Here is a 19517-nt window from a genome sequence, read left to right as displayed (position 1 = left end):
GTGGAAAGGGTGCGATCAACGGCGACGGCGGACTCCGCCCGGACCTCCGACGCCCATCCCCTGGGCCCGGAATCCCTGACGTGGAAGTACTTCGGCGACGTGCGGACCGGCATCCTCGGCGTCTGGATCGGCGCGATCCAGAACATGTATCCGCAACTGGGCGCCGGGGTCGAAGACCATTCGGTGCTGCTGCGCGAGCCTCTGCAGCGGGTGGCCCGCTCGGTGTATCCGATCATGGGCGTGGTCTACGACGGTGATCGCGCCGCGCAGACCGGCGCGCAGGTCCGCGGGTTCCACCACACGATCAAGGGAGTCGACGCCGACGGCAGGCGCTATCACGCGCTCGATCCCGAGACGTTCTACTGGGCGCACGCGACGTTCTTCATGCTGATCATCAAGACCGCGGAGTACTTCTGCGGCGGCCTGACCGAAGCCGAGAAACAACAGCTCTTCGACGAACACGTGCAGTGGTACCGGATGTACGGGATGAGCATGAAGCCGGTTCCGACATCGTGGGAGGCGTTCTGCGAGTACTGGGACCGCAAGTGCCGCGAGGAGCTGGAGATCAACAAGGCGACGCTGGACATCTTCTCGATGCGGATCCCCAAGCCGTGGTTCGTGGCGCTGCCCACGCCACTGTGGGACCAGATCTTCAAACCGATGATCGGCGCGCAACGCTGGGTCGCCGCAGGGGTTTTCGATCCGGTGGTGCGCGAGCGGGCGGGCATGCGGTGGACACCGGGCGACGAGATCGTGCTGCGTCTGTTCGGCAAGCTGGTCGAGCTAGCCTTCCTCGCGGTGCCCGACGAGATCCGCTTGCACCCGCGCGCGGTGGCGGCCTACCGCCGCGCCGAGGGCAAGATCGCCGCCGACGCCCCTCTAGTGGAGGCGCCGGCGTTCATGGCACCCCCGCGGGACCGCCGGCACATGCCCATGCACTACCTGCCGCCGCAGCGTTCGCTGCTGGACCGGGTCGGTTCACTGGTGCACACGACGTTCTCTTTGGCGGGGGGCCGTCCGGCCCGCGGACGCCATAAGGCAGCCTGAACGCATGCTTGAGTGGTCTGATGTCGATCTTGCCGTGCGCGATGCCGTCCGCGAGTTCGTCGACAAGGAAATACGTCCGCACGTCGATGCGCTGGAAAGCGGCGAGATGGAGCCCTACCCCATCATCCGCAAGCTCTTCACCACGTTCGGCATCGATGCGATGGCCCGCGAGGCGCTGGAGAAACGGCTGACCCGGCTCCGCAACGGCGAGTCGTCCTCCGGCGGCGGGGGCGGCATGTTCGGCGGCGGCCAGGGCGGTATGGGTTTCGTCGTGGTCAGCGAGCTGTGCCGGGTGTCGATGGGCGTGGTGACGGGCATGGGTGTGAGCCTCGGCCTCACCGTGCCGACCATTCAGAGCCGAGGCACGCTGGCCCAGCAGGAGCGGTGGCTGCCGGAGCTGGTGACCTACGAGAAGGTCGGCGCGTGGGCCATCACCGAGCCGGATTCCGGGTCAGATGCGTTCGGCGGCATGAAGTCCTATGTGGTCCGCGACGGCGACGACTACATCCTCAACGGCCAGAAGACGTTCATCACCAACGGTCCCGACGCCGACGTCGTCGTGGTGTACGCCAAGCTGGACGAAGGCGATGCTTCGGTCGACAAGCGTGACCGCAAGGTGCTGACCTTCGTCCTCGATCGTGGCATGGAGGGCTTCGTCCAGTCGAAGCCGTTCCGCAAGATGGGAATCCACTCCTCCCGCACGGGTGAACTGTTCTTCAACAACGTGCGGCTGGGTAAGGACCGCCTGCTCGGCGAGACCGAGGACAACAAGTCCGGTGACGGCCGCGACAGCGCGCGGTCGAGCTTCTCCGCCGAACGGATCGGGGTGGCGGCGATGGCGCTCGGTGTCATCGAGGAGTGCCTGCGGCTCTCGGTGGACTACGCCAGGACCCGCACGCTGTGGGGCAAGGAGATCGGGCAGTTCCAGCTGATCCAGCTGAAGCTGGCCAACATGGAAGTCGCCCGGATGAACGTGCGCAACATGCTGTTCCGCGTCATCGAGGCCGCCGAGAAGGGCGCCCCGATCTCGTTGGCCGAGGCGTCGGCGATCAAGTACTACTGCTCGCAGGCCGCGACCGACGTCGCGATGGAAGCGGTGCAACTCTTCGGTGGCAACGGTTACATGACCGAGTACCGCGTCGAGCAGCTGGCCCGCGACGCGAAGTCGCTGATGATCTACGCGGGAAGCAACGAAGTCCAGATCACCCACGTGGCAAAGGGTCTGCTCAGGGGCTAGCGGGCCGGCTCAGACCTCGTCGAGCAGTCGGGCGAGCACGTCGGCCTCGGCGTGCAGCACCGCTGCCCGGTCATGGTGACCGGCAAGGGTGAATTGGTCGGCCGCGGTTCGTCGTTCGTCGATCTCGCCGTGGATCAGGCGCCGCACCTCGTCGTCGCGGAGTTCCCTTCTGGGCACCTCGGCCGCGCCGACGCCGACTGCGCTGTCGGCGATCGCGCCGGCGGCCGGCACCGGCCCGTCAGGGGTCTCTGCGTTGTCGATGGCGCTCATCGTCGAGCGAAGCGCCGACGTCGACGCGGCGTCGCGTTCTTTGCGTGCCGTGATCAGGCGGTGACGTAGTTCGGCGCGCCAACGCTCGGCGGCAGGACGGTGTTCGGCCACGGCCGTCACCGTAGCTTCAGGCCACGCGGCGCGCATTCGAGTTACTGTCCGACCTCGCGCTACTCCGTGCCGCTGTCGTTACCGGTGTCGTTGTCGTTGCTGTTGTCGCCGGTGTCCGTAGCCCCACCGGCCGGTCCATCGGCGGTGCCGTTACCGGCGCCGTCGTTGCCGGCGTCGTTCCCCGAGTCCTGGTTGCCTGACTCGCCCGGATCCGAGTCGTCGCCGTCGGAATCGTCACGGCCCAGGTCGTTCTCGTCGATCTGTGTGCCTTCGTCGGGATCGGGCTGCCCGATCGCCCCGGCGCCCGCATCCGGACCGCCTGGCGGTTGCGTATCCAGTGACGCGTCTCCGCCGTGATCCCCGTCGGCCGCCGGTGCGACCGGCTTGGGCGCCTCGGGCTGGTTGGTGGGTGTCGGCTCGGCCGGTGGCGACATCGTCTGCGGGTGGACGGTCAGCTGCCTCCGAGCCTCCGGCGCCTGCCCCGCGGTGAGCTCGGGTGCGGCGGGCGGCGAGCTCAGCATCGGGGCCTGCTGCGCGGACAGGTCCATCTCGGCCAGCGTGGGTGGAATCCCGACCTGCCACTTCGGACGGTTGTAGGCGGAATCGACGATCGGCCGCAACAACCTGTCCAGGAAATCGACGAACTCCGGTGCGAAACCCGCGTCCTTGAGCGGGCGCAGCAGCGGCAGCAACGGCGTCTGGATCAGCACGATGGTCGTCTTGCCACCCGCTTTGCCCTCGACGATGTGGTACTTCGTCGGCACGTTGTACAGATCGGTCCATGCCGCAGCCACATGCAGGTCGATTCCGCCCATCACCGCGTTCATGACGGCGAGCAAATTGAACGGGTTGTCCGGGAAATCCGTCACGCCGTCGTACTCGGCCATCACGATCATCACGTTGTACGGCGTGTCCGGCAGCGGCCGGTACGGGACACCCCCGAACGTCATCAGCAGCTTGCTCGGCGCGCCGTAGATCATCGCGTTGAGGCGCAGCGGATCGGGACGGTCCTCTGCCGGGAGTTCCATCAGCCGGCGCAGAACCTTGTCGACCGCCGGGGCGCCCTCCGAGACACCCCCGATGGTGATCAGCTCTCCCGGCTTGGCCTCGAGCGTCTCGAAGATCGCGCGGTAAAGGCTCTCAGTTCCGACCTCGACCGAGTACTTGAAATCGTCCGCGCCGGGAAACGGCACGCTGACCCGGTGGTAGTCGCCGAAGAAGCCACCGAAGGCTGTCGACATCTGTTCGTCCGTCAGCTCGGCGTAGCCGCCTTTGCCGCCCACCAGAAGTGCCGTCGCCCCGTTGGCCACGGCAGGCGTGAACGCCACCGCCACGACCCCGATCAACGTGACCCAACGATTCATGGTCACCACCCGCCCCCCGCGTGAAGTTGCCCCTTGTCGACCAGGTTACGAATCGACTGGTCGGTCGGCAATAGACCTGGGGATCCATCTACTCGGTGAACCCGGTCTAGATCCCCTCGCCGACGCAGGGTGTACCTGCAGCTCAGGATGTTGCAGAGGGAAGGTAACTACTCATCGGCAACGATGGAGGACGTAGTTCCGCACGGCACGCGGGAAACAGATAGCCATAAGGCCAGCAACCGAAAAATTACTTGCTGCGGAAGCTCTGATAGAGGCAGATCGCCGCTGCCGTCGCGACGTTGAGACTTTCGGCGCCACCGGCCATCGGAATCCGCACGCGTGTGGTGGCGAGCGCGGCCACCTCGCTCGGCAGACCGTGCGCCTCGGGCCCGAACAGCCATGCCGTCGGCGCGTCCAGTGCGACGTCCTCGAGGCTGACCGCGGCGTCGAGGGTGGTCGCCAGCACCTGAAGCCCGGCGTCCCTGATCGCGGCCACGGCGGCCGCGGCGTCGGGTGCGCTGAGCACCGGGATGTTGAAGATGCTGCCGGCCGACGCGCGCAGGCATTTCCCGTTGTACGGGTCGACGCTGTCCCCTGCGAGCACCACCGCGTCGGCGCCCATCGCGTCGGCGACGCGGATGATCGTGCCGGCGTTGCCCGGTTCGGAGACGCCCACAGGGACCGCGATCAACGTCGGGTCTCGCGAGAGGATGTCCTCGAGTGCGACTTCCGGCATCGTGCACACGGCGACCAAGCCGACAGGAGTCACGGTGTCGGACAACGCTTTTGCCGCTTTGTCCGACACGAGATGCACCGACGCCGACCCGAGCAGCGCGGCGAATCGCTCCGCGGCGCTCTCGGTGGCGAAGACCTCGTGAACGAGACCGCGCCGCATCGCGGCCTCGACCAGGTTGGGACCTTCGGCGAGGAAGCGTGCGGCGCGGCGGCGCCCGGTGTGGCGGTGCAGTTTGACTGCTGCCGCCACCCGGGCAGAACGCTCGGTGAGGGTCAGGCAGCCTCGCCCGACGGCGCGTTCACATCGGCGGGCAGAGCGGCCTTGGCGACCTCGACCAGCGCGGTGAACGCGGCGGCATCGCTGACGGCGATCTCTGCCAGGTTCTTGCGGTCGACCTCGACACCGGCGGCCTTCAGACCCTGGATCAGCCGGTTGTAGGTGATGCCGTTGAGGCGGGCAGCGGCGTTGATACGGGTGATCCACAACTTGCGGAAGTCGCCCTTGCGCGCCTTACGGTCACGGTAGGCGTAGGTCAACGAATGGAGCTGCTGCTCCTTGGCCTTGCGGTACAGGCGCGACCGCTGGCCGCGGTAGCCCTTCGAGGCCTTCAGTACTGTGCGCCGCTTCTTCTGCGCGTTGAGTGCGCGCTTCACGCGTGCCATGGGGTTTTCCTATCTCGGTCGGGTCAGGTTCGGGGCGGTCGCGCTCTAGCCGTTCAGCATCTTCGCGACGCGCGTCGAGTCGTTCGCCGACACCGTGGTGCGGCCGTCGAGCCGACGGGTGCGCTTGGAAGCCTTGTGCTCGAGCAGGTGCCTACGGTTGGCCTTCTGCCGGACGATCTTGCCGGTTCCGGTCTTACGGAACCGCTTCGAAGCGCCGCTGTGGGTCTTCGCCTTGGGCATGTTTCCTCAGTTCTTCGGTGTGTCGGTCGGTGCGCCGGCAGGCGGCGCAGCCTGGGTGTCGGGTGCTCTACCTGCCAGCGGCTCATCGGCGTCATGCGCCGCCTTCGCGCGAGTCTTCGCACCGCGGTGCGGCGCCAGCACCATCGTCATGTTGCGGCCGTCCTGCTTCGCGGACGTCTCGATGAAGCCGTAATCGGCGACATCGGCGCCCAGGCGTTGCAGGAGCCGGAAACCCAGTTCGGGCCGCGACTGCTCGCGTCCGCGGAACATGATCGTCACCTTGACCTTCGACCCCGCCTCGAGGAAGCGGATGACGTGACCCTTCTTGGTCTCGTAATCGTGCGGGTCGATCTTGGGACGCAGCTTCTGTTCCTTGACGACGGTCTGCTGCTGGTTCTTGCGAGACTCACGCGCCTTCTGTGCCGTCTCGTACTTGAACTTGCCGTAGTCCATGATCTTGCACACCGGCGGCTTGGCGTCGGGGGCTACTTCGACAAGGTCGAGATCGGCATCGGCGGCGACGCGGAGTGCATCTTCGATGCGCACGATGCCTACCTGCTCACCGCCAGGTCCGATCAGGCGGACTTCAGGTACGCGAATGCGCTCGTTGACGCGGGTCTCAGTGCTGATGGGGCCTCCTATGTTGTCCTCAGGAGTCCCTCGATCCGTCGGCAGGCGGCTTCCGAAGAAACACGTAAGCCCTGCTCAGCGCAGGGCCCAATGCCGACCAGGACAGACATCGTCGATGTCTGTGACCGGACCGCGTAGCCTTCGGTGATCCGGTGGCCGGCGGTGGGAGTTTGGGACTCCACTTGCTGTCCCTGGCGTGAGCCGGGACGGTCGCGCATGCCAGTCTAGCAGCCATGACCGATAGCTCCGACATCCCCGAATCCAGCGGCCCGGCCGCCGCCGATCCCGACGACCCGAACGTTCGCGAACTCGCGACGATACCCGCGGTCGAGGTGATCACCAGGTCGGCCGTGATGCTGATGAGTGCGGCCGCCGAGAAGCTCGGGCTGTCCGACGCCGATCCCGAGGAGAGCCCGCACCTGGACCTCGACGAGGCCCGGCGTCTGATCACCGCACTCGCCGGCCTTGTCACCGCGTCGGTCGAGTACCTGGGGCCGCACGCCGGCCCGGTCCGCGACGGTCTCAAGACACTGCAGTTGGCATTCCGCGAGGCCAGCGCCGCGCCGGACGAGCCCGGTCACGGTCCGGGAGAGAAATACACCGGGCCGGTCTGGTAGCAGGGAATTCTCGGCCCGAGCGAATATCCTCCGGGCGTATGACCTCCACCCGCCTCGTCCGGGCACATCCGTCGTCCACCTACCGGTGGGTCCCGGCGGCCGCCGGTTGGGTCGTAGGCGTGATCGCCACGTTGTCGCTGCTGGCGAGTGTGTCGCCGCTGGTCCGCTCGGTGATCCGGGTTCCCCGCGAGTGGGTCGACGCGTACATCTTCAACTTCCCCGACACCAGTTTCGCGTGGGCGTTCGTCCTGGCGTTGCTGGCCGCGGCGCTCGCCGCGCGCAAACGCGTCGCGTGGTGGATTCTGGTCGGCTACCTGGTGGCGGCGGCAGGGTGGAACGTCGCCGCACTCGTCGACGGCGGGCAACGGTGGTACCAGGAAGCCGGCGAGATCATCGGCCTCGCCTTCCACGTGGCCGCGGTCGCGTGCCTGCTACTGGCCCGCTCCCAGTTCTGGGCCAGGGTGCGCCGCGGGGCGCTGGTGAAGTCGGCCGCGACGCTGGTGGCCGGCATGACCGTCGGCACACTCATCGGCTGGGGTCTGCTGGAACTGTTCCCCGGCAGCCTCGCCCGTCCGGATCGGTTCTGGTACGCGCTGAACCGGGTGAGCGCGTTCGCCGGCGCCGACGCCGACCAGTTCAGCGGTCACCCGCACGTGTTCGTCAACGCGCTGCTCGGCCTGTTCGGCGCGGTCGCGCTGATGATCGCCGCGATCGTGCTGTTCCAGTCGCAGCGCGCGGACAACGCACTCACCGGTGAGGACGAGTCGGCCATCCGGGGTCTGCTGGAGGTCTACGGCAAGAACGACTCCCTCGGCTATTTCGCCACCCGCCGGGACAAGGCGGTGGTGTTCGCGCCCGACGGCCGCGCCGCGATCACCTACCGCGTGGAGGTCGGCGTATGCCTGGCCAGCGGTGATCCCGTCGGCGACCCGAAAGCCTGGCCGCAGGCTGTCCAGGCCTGGCTGAAGCTCTGTGAGACCTACGGGTGGGCGCCGGGGGTGATGGGAGCCAGCTCGACGGCCGCCCAGACATTCCGCGAGGCCGGGCTCAGCGCACTCCAGCTCGGCGACGAAGCGATCCTGCATCCGGACAGCTTCCGGCTGTCCGGGCCGGACATGCGAGCGGTCCGGCAGGCGGTGACGCGCGCCCGGCGCGCCGGTGCGACGGTGCGCATCCGCAGGCACCGGGAGCTGTCCGCGGACGAGATGGCCGAGGTCATCCGGCGGGCCGACGCCTGGCGCGACACCGAGGACGAACGCGGCTTCTCGATGGCGTTGGGCCGGCTCGGCGACGCGGCCGACGGTGACTGCCTCCTGGTCGAGGCGGTGCAGGGCACCGACGTGGTCGCGATGCTCTCCCTGGTGCCGTGGGGCAGCAACGGGGTGTCGCTGGACCTGATGCGACGCTCCCCGCACTCCCCCAACGGCACCGTCGAGCTGATGGTCAGCGAGCTGTGCATGCAGGCCGAGGACATCGGCATCACCCGGATCTCGTTGAACTTCGCGATGTTCCGCTCGGCGTTCGAGCAGGGCGCCCAGTTGGGTGCGGGACCGGTGGCGCGGCTGTGGCGTTGGCTACTGGTGTTCTTCTCCCGGTGGTGGCAGCTGGAAACCCTCTACCGGTCGAACATGAAGTACCAGCCCGAGTGGGTGCCGCGCTACGCCTGTTACGAGGACGCCCGGCTGGTGCCCCGCGTGGGTGTGGCCTCGGTCATCGCCGAAGGCTTTCTGGTGCTGCCGTTCTCCCGGCGCAACACGCAGCCCCACACGGGCCAGCACATCGCTGCGCCCGGCACGCTGGTGGCCACCGGCCGGCTGCACAGCGACGGCACCGCTCCGGACGGGATCGCGCTGCAGGACGAACCGGTGGAGGACGACCGGCCGAGGCTGCCCGAGCAGGTCCGCGTCCGAATGGCCAAACTGAAAGCGCTGCAGGCACAGGGCATCGACGCCTACCCGGTGGGCAGCCCGCCCAGTCACACCGTCGAGGAGGCGTCTGCCGACGCGGCCGGCACCGTGGTCACCGTTGCCGGGCGGGTGCTGCGACTGCGGGACTACGGCGGCGTGCTGTTCGCCCGTCTACGCGACTGGTCCGGGGAAATCCAAGTGGTGCTTGACAATTCGCTGCTGACCGGCGGGGACACCGCCGACTTCACCCGGGCGGTCGATCTCGGCGATCTGATCGAGGTGACCGGGACGATGGGCAACAGCCGGTCGGGCAAGTGGTCTCTACTGGCGACCGGCTGGCGTCTGATCGGTAAGTGCCTGCGACCGCTGCCCGACAAGTGGAAGGGCCTGACCGACCAGGAGGCGCGGGTCCGCGCCCGTTACGTCGACCTCGCGGTCAACACCGACGCCCGCGACCTGATCCGCGCCCGCAGCGGGGTGCTGCATGCGATCCGCGAAACCCTGGTCGGTAAAGGGTTTCTGGAAGTCGAGACGCCGATCCTGCAGCAGATTCACGGCGGCGCGAACGCCCGGCCGTTCCTGACGCACATCAACGCCTACGACCTCGATCTGTATCTGAGGATCGCCCCCGAGTTGTACCTGAAGCGGCTCTGCGTCGGCGGCGTCGAGCGGGTCTTCGAGCTCGGGCGGGCCTTCCGCAACGAGGGTGTCGACTTCAGCCACAACCCCGAGTTCACGCTGCTGGAGGCCTACCAGGCGCACGCCGACTACCACGTGTGGATCGACGGCTGCCGCGAGCTGATCCAGAACGCCGCGCAGGCGGCCAACGGCGCGCACGTGTTCATGCGACCCCGGGCCGACGGCGTTCTCGAGCCCGTCGACATCTCGGGGCAGTGGGCGGTCAAGACCGTGCACGGGGCGGTGTCCGAGGCACTCGGCGAGCAGATCGGCCCGGACACCGAGCTGGCGACGCTGCGGAAACTGTGCGACCGCGCGGGCATTCCGTATCTGACGCACTGGGATGCCGGCGCGGTGGTCCTGGAGTTGTACGAGCACCTGGTCGAGGACCAGACCCGGGAACCGACGTTCTACAAGGACTTCCCCACCTCGGTGTCGCCGCTCACCCGGCCGCATCGCAGCATCCCCGGGGTCGCCGAGCGGTGGGACCTCGTCGCCTGGGGCGTGGAACTCGGCACCGCCTACAGCGAGCTCACCGATCCCGTCGAACAACGCCGCCGCTTGCAGGAACAGTCGCTGCTGGCTGCCGGTGGCGATCCCGAGGCGATGGAACTCGACGAGGACTTCCTGCAGGCGATGGAGTACGCGATGCCTCCGACCGGTGGGCTCGGCATGGGGGTGGACCGGGTGGTCATGCTGATCACCGGGCGCAGCATCCGGGAGACCCTGCCGTTCCCGCTGGCCAAGCCGCGGTAGCCCGGCCGTCGAACCGAACCGCGTTCGCAGCAGGGTCACAGCTCGTTTCCAGCCACGCGGGTCAATGTGGGTGCTGTGACGTTGATGCACGGTTGGTTGCCGGTTTCGGTGCAGATCCTGGCAGTGGTCGCCGTGGCCGCCGCGGCGGGATGGCGGACCCGGCGGTGGCGGTGGGTGTGGCTGCCGTGGTCGGCGCTGATCGGCGGGGTGCTCGCCGTCGTCGCGTACTGCTACGTCCGATCGGCCGGCGTGGCCGACGACACGAATCCGGCACCGGCCACGTTCTGGGCGTGGATCGCGTTGTCCGGCTTCGCTCTCGGGGTGTTGGTGGCCGGCTGGTGGGGAGCCCGGTGGTGGCGCCGGGCGGTCGCCGTACTGGCGGTGCCGTTGTGCGTGCTCTCCACGGCGTTGGTGCTGAACCTCTGGGTCGGCTACTTCCCCACCGTGCAGACGGCCTGGAACCAGTTGACCGCGGGACCACTGCCCGACCAGACCGACCAGGTCACTGTCGCGGCGATGCAGAGCCGGCACAAGATCCCGATCAAGGGCAGCCTGGTCGCCGTCGACATCCCCGCCAGCACATCGGGTTTCAAGCACCGCCAGGAATGGGTGTACCTGCCGCCGGCGTGGTTTGCCAGCGATCCTCCCCCGGCTCTGCCGGCGGTGATGATGATCGGCGGCGAGTTCAACACCCCGGCTGACTGGCTGCGTGCCGGCGGCGCGGTGAAGACGCTCGACGACTTCGCCGCCGCCCACGGCGGGTACGCCCCGGTGTTCGTGTTCGTCGACCCCGGCGGCACGTTCAACAACGACACCGAATGTGTCGACGGGCCCCGCGGCAACTCCGCCAAGCATCTCGTCGGCGACGTGGTGCCGTACGTGAAGGCGAAGTTCGGGGTGAGCGCGGCCGCTGCGAACTGGGGGGTGGTGGGGTGGTCGATGGGCGGCACCTGCGCGGTCGACCTGACCGTGATGCACCCCGACGTGTTCAGCGCGTTCGTCGACATCGCCGGTGATGCCGCACCCAACGCCGGGACCCGGGACGAGACCGTCCAGCGACTCTTCGGCGGCGACACCGCCGCGTACACCTCGTTCGACCCGGCCGCGGTGATCACCCGGCACGGCCTTTATCGCGGCATGGCCGGATGGTTCGACGTCAACGACGCCGTCGCAGTGGCCGAGGACCCCAAGCCCAACGACCAGGCCGTCGCCGCGCAGACGTTGTGCGCGCTCGGACGCACGGCGGGCATCGACTGCGCGGTGGTGAGCCAACCGGGCAACCACGACTGGCCGTTCGCATCGACCGCGTTCACCGCCGCGCTGCCCTGGCTCGCGGGCAGGATCGGCACCCCGGCGGCACCGCAGGTCGGTCTGCCGTGGACGATCCGCGGGTAGCGTGTCGGATATGCCGGACGTTCCCCCCGCCGAGCCCGAAACCGGTTACACCTCCGACGGTGTGCCGACGTTCGATGCGGTTCGCGAGAAGATCGAGACCCGCTACGCGACGTCGATCGGTTCAGCCGAACTGGCCTCGGAGACACCGGAGGGTCACGCGGTCGAGCAGCAGTACGACATGCGGCAGCGCGCGGCCGCCGAACGCCTCGCCCGGATCCGCGAGTCGATGACCCCGAAGGCGCCGGACGACCAATAGTCGGGTGTCCCGCCGTCCGGTGTCGGAGCCCGGCGGTACGTTCGGTCTCGATGCGGTCCATCCCCCTCCACGAGCGGCGCGCCCGGCTGGCCGTCCGCCACCTGCTGGCCTCCGGTCCGGACTCTGTGGCGACGGCGGAATCGGTGACCGGTCAGCTGGTCGGCCTGCATGCGACCGACCCGGCCACCCCTCATCTGTCACTGTGGGCGAGGGTGCCCGGATACCGGGTGGCCGATCTGAACGCGGCGCTCTACGAACGGCGTTCGCTGGTCAAGCATCTGGCGATGCGGCGGACGTTGTGGGTGGTCCGGCCCGGGCATCTGCCGGCGGTGCAGTCGGCGGCCAGCGACCGAGTGGCCGCCAACGAGGCGCGCCGACTGGCCGCTGACGTCGAGAAGGCGGGGGTGGCCGACGACGGCCTCGGGTGGCTGGAGACCGCCGGCGCGGCGGTGATCCGGCATCTGCTCGAAGAGGGGCCGTGCACGGCCAGGCAGTTGCGTGAAGCGCTCCCGGAGCTGAGCGGAACCCACGACCCCGCACCGGGCAAGCCCTACGGCGGGGAAGCGCATCTGGCGCCGCGGGTACTGACCGTGCTGGCTGCTCGTGGTCACATCGTCCGTGGCCCCAACGACGGCGGCTGGACCACGTCGCGACCGCGGTGGGTCGCGGCCGACCGGTGGCTGGAGCCCGCCGAGGCGGTACCGCCGGAGCAGGCCCGCGCCGACCTGGTCCGGCGTTGGCTGTATGCGTTCGGTCCTGCCACGGTGACCGACGTCAAGTGGTGGTTCGGCAATACGCTCGGCTGGGCGCGGCAGGCGCTGGCCGACGTCGACGCCGTCGAGGTCGACATGGACGGCGTGCCCGGATATGTGCTGCCGGGTGACGACGAGCCGGTGCCTGACGTCGGACCCTGGTCGGCGCTTCTGCCCGGGCTGGATGTCACGACGATGGGGTGGGCCGGGCGCGACTGGTACCTGGGGCCACACCGCGACGCGGTGTTCGACCGCAACGGCAACGCGGGGCCGACGGTCTGGGTGGACGGGCGCATCGTCGGTGCGTGGCGGCAGGATTCCGCCGGCCGGGTGGAGTTGGTGATGGTCGAAGATGTGGGACGCGTTGCACGCAAGGCACTCTCGGCCCGCGCCGATGCGCTGACGGACTGGTTGGACGGGGTGCGGGTGAACCCGCGCTTTCCGTCCCCCGCGTGCAGGCCTCAGCTGGAGTGAGGGAGGGCCTTCTGCAACAGCACGGTGTCCAGCCACCGGTCGTGTTTGAAGCCGACTGCCGACAGCCGGCCCGCGTCGGTGAAACCGCGGCGGCGGTGCAGGGCCAGCGATGCGGCCGCGTCGGCGTCCACGATGACGGCGATCACCTGCCGGATCCCGACCTGTGCGCACTCGTCGAGAAGCGAGTCCAACAGGGCGCCGCCGACGCCCCGACCGGCGGCGTCCGGCGCGACGTAGACCGAGTCCTCGACCGTGAAACGATAGGCCCGCCGGGACTTCCAGGGCGCGCAGTACGCATATCCGGCCACCTGCCCGTCGGCGACGGCCACCAGATACGGCAGCCCCGCGTCGGTGACCGCGGCCATGCGGCGCAGCAACTCGTCACGTCCGGGCGGTTCGAGTTCGAACGTCGCCACACCCGTGCGCACATGGTGGGCGTAGATCGCGCCGATCGCGTCCACGTCCTCCGGCTCCGCAGGACGGACGGTCACGGCGTCGACCACCGTCAGGCGCTGACCTTGGTCCGCCTGCGCGCCTTCGCCTTCGGTCGGGCCATGCCCAGAGTCTCGGCCAGGAAGTGGCCCGTGTAGCTGTCCGGGTTGGCCGCCACTTCCTCGGGGGTGCCGGTCGCGACCACGGTGCCGCCGCCCGAGCCACCTTCGGGTCCCATGTCGATGATCCAGTCCGAGGTCTTGATCACGTCGAGGTTGTGCTCGATCACGATCACCGTATTGCCTTTGTCGACAAGGCCGTTGATCACGGTCAGCAGCTTGCGGATGTCCTCGAAATGCAGGCCGGTGGTCGGTTCGTCGAGGATGTAGATGGTGCGGCCGGTGGACCTCTTCTGCAGCTCGGAGGCCAGCTTCACGCGCTGGGCTTCACCGCCGGACAGCGTCGGCGCGGGCTGGCCCAGGCGGACATAGCCGAGCCCGACGTCGACGAGAGTCCTCAGATACCGGTGGATCGAGCTGATCGGCTCGAAGAACTCGGCCGCCTCCTCGATCGACATGTCCAGGACCTCGGCGATGGTCTTGCCTTTGTAGTGCACCTCGAGGGTCTCGCGGTTGTAGCGGGCGCCGTGGCACACCTCGCACGGCACGTACACGTCGGGCAGGAAGTTCATTTCGATCTTGATGGTGCCGTCACCCGAACACGCCTCGCACCGTCCGCCCTTGACGTTGAACGAGAACCGGCCCGGTTGATAACCGCGCACCTTGGCTTCGGTGGTCGCGGCGAACAGCGTGCGGATCTTGTCGAACACCCCGGTGTACGTCGCCGGGTTGGACCGCGGGGTCCGCCCGATCGGCGACTGGTCGACGCGGACGAGCTTGTCGAGCTGGTCCAGTCCGTTGATCCGGGTGTGCCGGCCCGGCACCTGCCGCGCCCCGTTGAGCTTGTTGGCCAGCACCGAGGCCAGGATGTCGTTGACCAGCGTCGACTTGCCGGAGCCCGAGACACCGGTGACCGAGGTCAGCACCCCGAGCGGGAACGCGACGTCGATCTCGCGCAGGTTGTGCTCGCGCGCGCCGACCACGGTGAGCTGACGCTTCTTGTCCACCACCCGGCGCATCTCCGGGACCTCGATCTCCTCTTTACCGGAGAGATAGGCGCCGGTGATCGATTCGGGGTTCTTGAGCAGATCCGCGTAGGTGCCGCTGTGCACGATCTGGCCGCCATGCTCACCGGCGGCGGGGCCGATGTCGACCACCCAGTCGGCGTGCGCGATCGTGTCGAGGTCGTGTTCGACGACGATCAGTGTGTTGCCCAGGTCGCGCAGGCGGACCAGGGTGTCGATCAGCCTGCGGTTGTCACGTTGATGCAGCCCGATCGACGGCTCGTCGAGCACGTAGAGCACCCCGACCAGACCGGAACCGATCTGGGTGGCCAGCCGGATGCGTTGCGCCTCACCGCCGGAGAGTGTGCCCGCCGCCCGCGACAGCGACAGATAGTCCAGTCCCACGTCGAGCAGGAAGCCGAGCCGTGACTGGATCTCCTTGAGCACCTGCCCGGCGATGGCCGCCTCCCTGGTGCCCAGGGTGAGCGCGTTGAGGAACTCCGCGCACTCGGCGATGGACAGTTCGGCGACCTCGGCGATGGACTTCGGGCCAAACTTGCCGGCGGTCATCGTGACCGCCAGGATCTCCGGCTTGAGACGGGTGCCTTCGCACTCCGGGCACGGCACGTCGCGCATGAAGCCTTCGAGCCGCTCCTTCGTCTGCTCGGAGTCGGTCTGCTCCATCCGTCGGTGCAGGAACGCCATCACGCCTTCGAAGTCGGCGTAGTACGACCGGGTCCGTCCGTAGCGGTTCTTGTACCGGACGTGCACCTGCTCGTCGCAGCCCTCCAGGATCGCCCGGCGCGCCTTGGCCGGGAGTTTCTTCCAGGGGGTGTTGACGTCGAACCCGAGTTGGTCGCCCAGACCGGACAACATCCGGGTGAAGTACTCGGCGGTGTTACCCATCGACCAGGGCGCGATGGCCCCCTCGGCCAAGGTGAGGTCGGGGTCGGGCACCACGAGGTCGGGGTCGACCTCCTTGCGGATGCCCAGACCCAGGCATTCCGGGCACGCCCCGTAGGGCGAGTTGAACGAGAACGACCGGGGCTCGAGGTCGTCGACGGCCAGTGGGTGGCCGTTCGGGCAGGCCAGCTTCTCCGAGAAGCGCTGCTCGCGATGCGGGTGATCGTCCTCCCGGTCGACGAATTCGAGGACGAGGATGCCGTCGGCGAGGTTCAGTGCGGTCTCCACCGAGTCGGTGAGACGCTGCTTGGCGCTCGCCTTGACCGTCAACCGGTCCACGACGACCTCGATGTCGTGCTTTTCCTGCTTCTTCAGCTTGGGCGGTTCGGTCAGCGGATACACCACGCCGTCCACCCGCACCCTGCTGTAGCCCTGGGTGTTCAGCTTGTCGAACAGGTCGACGAACTCGCCCTTGCGGGTGCGCACCACCGGCGCCAGCACCTGGAAGCGGAGCCCTTCGTCCATCGCGAGGACCTGGTCGACGATCTGCTGCGGGGTCTGTTTGGCGATCCGCTCGCCACACACCGGGCAGTGCGGTGTGCCGGCGCGGGCGTAGAGCAGACGCAGATAGTCGTAGACCTCGGTGATGGTGCCGACAGTCGAACGCGGGTTCCGGTTGGTCGACTTCTGGTCGATCGACACCGCAGGCGAGAGGCCCTCGATGAAGTCGACGTCGGGTTTGTCCATCTGGCCCAGGAACTGGCGGGCGTACGCCGACAGCGATTCGACGTAGCGTCGCTGCCCCTCGGCGAAGATGGTGTCGAAGGCCAGCGACGATTTGCCGGAGCCCGACAGCCCGGTGAACACGATCATGGCGTCGCGCGGCAGGTCGAGGTCGACCCCACGCAGATTGTGCTCCCGGGCACCCTTGACAACTAGGCGGTCAGCCACCGATGCCCCTTCTGATACTCAAATGTCTCGGCCCTGTTCGTTGAGTGGGCGCAGTACAGACCCATGCTAGGTCTGACCACCGACATGTTTCTCCGACGGTGTCGCCGCCGCCCGGAGCGCACGAAGTAACGTGGTTGCCCATGACAGTCGTCGACGACAACTACACGGGCCACGTCGAGCCCCAGCGGGCGGCGCGACGCACACTTCCGGGAGCGTCGATCATCAAGGTGTCGGTGGGTCCTATGGACAACAACGCCTACCTGGTCACCTGTTCCCAGACCGGCGAGACGTTACTCATAGACGCCGCCAACGACGCGGAGAGCCTGCTCGAACTGATCGACCGGCACGCGCCGACGCTGTCGCTGATCGTCACCAGCCATCAGCATCAGGACCACTGGCTGGCGCTCAAGGACATCGTGGACAGCACCGATGCGCCGACGGCCGCACACAGCCTGGACGCCGGACCGCTGCCCGTCGCCCCGGACCGCCTGCTGTCCGGCGGCGACACCCTGACCGTCGGCGAATTGAATTTCGACGTGATCCACCTGCGCGGCCACACGCCCGGTTCGGTGGCCCTGGCGCTGAGCGGGCCGGCCACCGACGGCAGGGTCCACCTGTTCACAGGTGACTGCCTGTTCCCCGGTGGCGTCGGCAAGACCTGGAGGGAAGGCGACTTCGAACAGTTGCTCGGCGACGTCACCGAGCGCGTGTTCGACGTCTTCCCCGATGAAACCGCCGTGTATCCAGGACACGGCGACGACACCACGCTCGGGACCGAACGTCCGCATCTGGACGAATGGCGCGAGCGCGGTTGGTGACCGCGGTACCGGAGAGAAGGTTCAGAAAGGGATCATGAGCAGCGACCAGTTCAACAAGGCCCAGCAGGGAGCCGGCTTCATTGCGGCGCTCGACCAGAGCGGTGGCAGCACGCCCAAGGCGCTGAAGCTGTACGGCATCGCCGAGGACGCGTACTCCAGCGACGCCGAGATGTTCGATCTGGTGCACGAGATGCGGACCCGCATCATCACCAGCCCGAGCTTCGACGGCGACCGGATCGTCGGCGCCATCCTGTTCGAGGACACGATGGACCGGCAGATCGAGGGCCGCGACACCGCCGACTACCTGTGGAACGTCAAGCAGATCGTGCCGTTCCTGAAGGTCGACAAGGGCCTGGCCGAGGAGAAGGACGGCGCCCAGGTGATGAAGCCCATCCCGGGCCTCGACGACCTGCTCGCCCGCGCCCGCGACAAGGGTGTCTTCGGCACCAAGATGCGCTCGGTGATCAAGCTTCCCGGCGCAGGCCTGGACGCTGTCGTCGAGCAGCAGTTCGAGGTCGGCCGGCAGATCCTGGCCGCCGGACTGGTGCCGATCATCGAGCCCGAGGTCGACATCCACAGCCCCGAGAAGGGCAAGGCCGAGGAGCAGCTCAAGGCGTCGATCCTCAAGGCTCTCGACAGCCTGGGCGACGACCAGGCCGTGATGCTAAAGCTGACCCTGCCCGATGTCGACAACCTCTACCGTGAGCTCGTCGAGCACCCGAAGGTACTGCGGGTGGTGGCGCTCTCGGGCGGCTACAACCGGGAGCAGGCCTGCGACAAGCTGGCCGCCAACCAGGGGGTCATCGCGAGCTTCTCGCGTGCGCTCACCGAAGGTCTGACCGCCCAGCAGAGCGACGAGGAATTCAACTCGGCGCTGGATGCGGCCATCACCGCGATCGCCAAGGCATCGAACACCTGACATGAGAGAACCCTGGGTCGGCAGAGCCGGCCCAGGGTTCTTCGTCTTCGCTCCGGGTCAGGAGGTGTGCACGATCAGCACGTCGCTCTTGGACCGCCGCGCCACATTGGCGGGAACGGACCCCAGCAGGCGGCCGGCGATCGTGCTCAGTCCGACATTGCCGACGACCAGCAAATCCGCGCTGACCTCCTCGGCAAGTTCGACGAGCGCATCCACCGGCGCGCCGACGACGGCCTTCTCCTCGATGCTCTGTGCCCCGGCAGCCTTGGCGCGGTCACGTGCCTCACGAAGGATCGCGTAGATCGGAGCGTTGCCGGACATCTTGTAACCCTCGTCCTTGAGCACGTCCGCAGCGCGGGCGTCCTCGTGCTGAGGGAAGTAGGCGGTCGCGACGATGAGCTTCGCGTTCGCCCCGGCAGCGATCTGAGCGGCGCGGTCGACGGCACGCAGCGACGAATCAGATCCGTCTGTACCAACCAGCACCGTTTGATAGGCGCTCATCCATATCCTCCCAGCGTCAGTTGCAGTGCCACCCGAGACAGTAACGTGCCTACGGGCGAACATGGGTGCGAATCACCGCACAACAATGCCATCCGCCTTGTTCTGGCTCCAGTGAACCCCCGCAACGTCACTCGACGGCCATGACGTGACGTGCAGTACACCGGGGCAATCACTCAGTGCGGCAAGGCGAATCTGCCCACCGGTCACCACTCCTCACGGTCCAGGTTCCGCGTCACGTCCCCGGATGCGCTGTCGACGGGCGCGGTGGGACCCGCCGACCATGCCGTGCCCTCGCAGATGAAGTCCCGGGGAACGGGAAGGGTCGCCGGAAGAAGCGGGAACGCCGGCAACGCGTCACCGAGCGGCACCGCCGGCAGCGTCAGCGGTGCGGCCGGGGCCGGCGGGCTCATCGCCACCACCGGCACCGGCGCCCCCAGGGGCAACGGTGGCACCGGGACGACTGGCACGACCGGGCCGGGCGCGGCCACGGGCACCGCGGCGGCGTGCAGGATTGGAGCCGACTCCACGGGCAGGTCGGATCCCGCGGCCGGCGGGGCCGCGAGGGCCGGCGCCACGTCGTGGAACGCCGAGACTTCCTCGACGGCAACAGGTTCTGCGACGACCGGTTCTGGGGCAACAGGTTCTGCGACGACCGGCTCGGCGGCAACAGGCACAAGTTCGGCAGGCGGCGGCGGTGCCGGCGCTTCGGCCGGCGGGGCCGCGGCTGCCAGCTCGACG

General features: G+C 68.1%; 18 protein-coding genes and 1 pseudogene. 9 read left to right on the top strand and 10 right to left on the bottom strand.

Annotated features, from left to right (window positions below; all coding sequences use genetic code 11):
• Positions 1-9 precede the first annotated feature (9 nt).
• Both MVA01S_RS06755 and MVA01S_RS06750 read left to right on the top strand, forming a co-directional pair.
• Positions 10-1047, top strand: a complete 1038-nt coding sequence (locus MVA01S_RS06755; protein ID WP_003931957.1) for an oxygenase MpaB family protein — start codon at positions 10-12, stop codon at positions 1045-1047.
• Between the two features lie 4 nt (positions 1048-1051).
• A complete protein-coding gene (locus MVA01S_RS06750) occupies positions 1052-2284 on the top strand; it encodes an acyl-CoA dehydrogenase family protein (protein WP_003931956.1) in 1233 nt (410 codons plus the stop codon).
• 9 nt (positions 2285-2293) lie between these two features.
• On the opposite strand, the gene MVA01S_RS06745 is transcribed toward MVA01S_RS06750, so the two are convergent.
• The 6 genes from MVA01S_RS06745 to infC form a co-directional block, all read right to left on the bottom strand.
• Entirely contained in the window at positions 2294-2665 is a 372-nt protein-coding gene (locus MVA01S_RS06745) for a GatB/YqeY domain-containing protein (protein WP_040542263.1), read from the bottom strand.
• 59 nt (positions 2666-2724) lie between these two features.
• Positions 2725-4029: a PE-PPE domain-containing protein gene (locus MVA01S_RS06740; protein ID WP_144033070.1), complete on the bottom strand. Its 1305-nt coding sequence runs from the start codon at positions 4027-4029 to the stop codon at positions 2725-2727.
• A 247-nt stretch (positions 4030-4276) separates the two neighbouring features.
• Positions 4277-5014: a TrmH family RNA methyltransferase gene (locus MVA01S_RS06735; RefSeq protein WP_003931953.1), complete on the bottom strand. Its 738-nt coding sequence runs from the start codon at positions 5012-5014 to the stop codon at positions 4277-4279.
• Between the two features lie 23 nt (positions 5015-5037).
• A complete protein-coding gene (gene rplT / locus MVA01S_RS06730) occupies positions 5038-5427 on the bottom strand; it encodes a 50S ribosomal protein L20 (RefSeq protein ID WP_003931952.1) in 390 nt (129 codons plus the stop codon).
• Positions 5428-5472: 45 nt separating this feature from the next.
• Positions 5473-5667, bottom strand: a complete 195-nt coding sequence (gene rpmI / locus MVA01S_RS06725; protein WP_003931951.1) for a 50S ribosomal protein L35 — start codon at positions 5665-5667, stop codon at positions 5473-5475.
• Positions 5668-5673: 6 nt separating this feature from the next.
• On the bottom strand, positions 5674-6342 hold the full coding sequence (infC, locus tag MVA01S_RS06720) for a translation initiation factor IF-3 (RefSeq protein ID WP_081529127.1): 669 nt from the start codon (positions 6340-6342) through the stop codon (positions 5674-5676).
• A gap of 188 nt (positions 6343-6530) precedes the next feature.
• Between infC and MVA01S_RS06715 the strand changes: the two genes are divergently transcribed.
• From MVA01S_RS06715 to MVA01S_RS06695, 5 genes are all read left to right on the top strand, one after another.
• A complete protein-coding gene (locus MVA01S_RS06715; protein WP_003931949.1) occupies positions 6531-6914 on the top strand; it encodes a DUF1844 domain-containing protein in 384 nt (127 codons plus the stop codon).
• 38 nt (positions 6915-6952) lie between these two features.
• On the top strand, positions 6953-10255 hold the full coding sequence (gene lysX, locus MVA01S_RS06710; RefSeq protein WP_003931948.1) for a bifunctional lysylphosphatidylglycerol synthetase/lysine--tRNA ligase LysX: 3303 nt from the start codon (positions 6953-6955) through the stop codon (positions 10253-10255).
• Between the two features lie 84 nt (positions 10256-10339).
• Positions 10340-11650 (top strand): alpha/beta hydrolase, encoded by a 1311-nt coding sequence (locus tag MVA01S_RS06705; RefSeq protein WP_003931947.1) that lies wholly within the window; start codon positions 10340-10342, stop codon positions 11648-11650.
• Positions 11651-11660: 10 nt separating this feature from the next.
• A complete protein-coding gene (locus MVA01S_RS06700) occupies positions 11661-11906 on the top strand; it encodes a PspA/IM30 family protein (protein ID WP_003931946.1) in 246 nt (81 codons plus the stop codon).
• 50 nt (positions 11907-11956) lie between these two features.
• Positions 11957-13132, top strand: coding sequence for a winged helix DNA-binding domain-containing protein (locus tag MVA01S_RS06695; RefSeq protein ID WP_003931945.1), 1176 nt, complete (start codon positions 11957-11959; stop codon positions 13130-13132).
• On the opposite strand, the gene MVA01S_RS06690 is transcribed toward MVA01S_RS06695, so the two are convergent.
• Positions 13120-13623, bottom strand: coding sequence for a GNAT family N-acetyltransferase (locus tag MVA01S_RS06690; RefSeq protein ID WP_040542260.1), 504 nt, complete (start codon positions 13621-13623; stop codon positions 13120-13122). The two genes, MVA01S_RS06695 and MVA01S_RS06690, sit on opposite strands and share 13 nt — an antisense overlap.
• Positions 13624-13637: 14 nt before the next feature.
• Positions 13638-16541: an excinuclease ABC subunit UvrA gene (gene uvrA / locus MVA01S_RS06685; RefSeq protein ID WP_003931943.1), complete on the bottom strand. Its 2904-nt coding sequence runs from the start codon at positions 16539-16541 to the stop codon at positions 13638-13640.
• A 140-nt stretch (positions 16542-16681) separates the two neighbouring features.
• Here uvrA and MVA01S_RS06680 point away from each other — a divergent pair, with 140 nt between their 5' ends.
• Complete coding sequence (locus MVA01S_RS06680; protein ID WP_003931942.1) at positions 16682-17359, top strand: MBL fold metallo-hydrolase; 678 nt, start codon at positions 16682-16684, stop codon at positions 17357-17359.
• A 34-nt stretch (positions 17360-17393) separates the two neighbouring features.
• Positions 17394-18278, top strand: coding sequence for a fructose bisphosphate aldolase (locus MVA01S_RS06675; protein ID WP_003931941.1), 885 nt, complete (start codon positions 17394-17396; stop codon positions 18276-18278).
• A gap of 57 nt (positions 18279-18335) precedes the next feature.
• Here MVA01S_RS06675 and MVA01S_RS06670 read toward each other — a convergent pair whose 3' ends face one another.
• Complete coding sequence (locus MVA01S_RS06670) at positions 18336-18779, bottom strand: universal stress protein (RefSeq protein ID WP_003931940.1); 444 nt, start codon at positions 18777-18779, stop codon at positions 18336-18338.
• A gap of 203 nt (positions 18780-18982) precedes the next feature.
• Positions 18983-19517, bottom strand: a pseudogene (locus tag MVA01S_RS06665) (hypothetical protein); the annotation flags it as partial.

Origin of the sequence: Mycolicibacterium vaccae NBRC 14118 = CIP 105934 (assembly GCF_001552715.1) — a bacterium.
GTDB lineage: Bacteria > Actinomycetota > Actinomycetes > Mycobacteriales > Mycobacteriaceae > Mycobacterium > Mycobacterium vaccae.
This window is presented reverse-complemented; position numbering and strand designations above follow the sequence as displayed.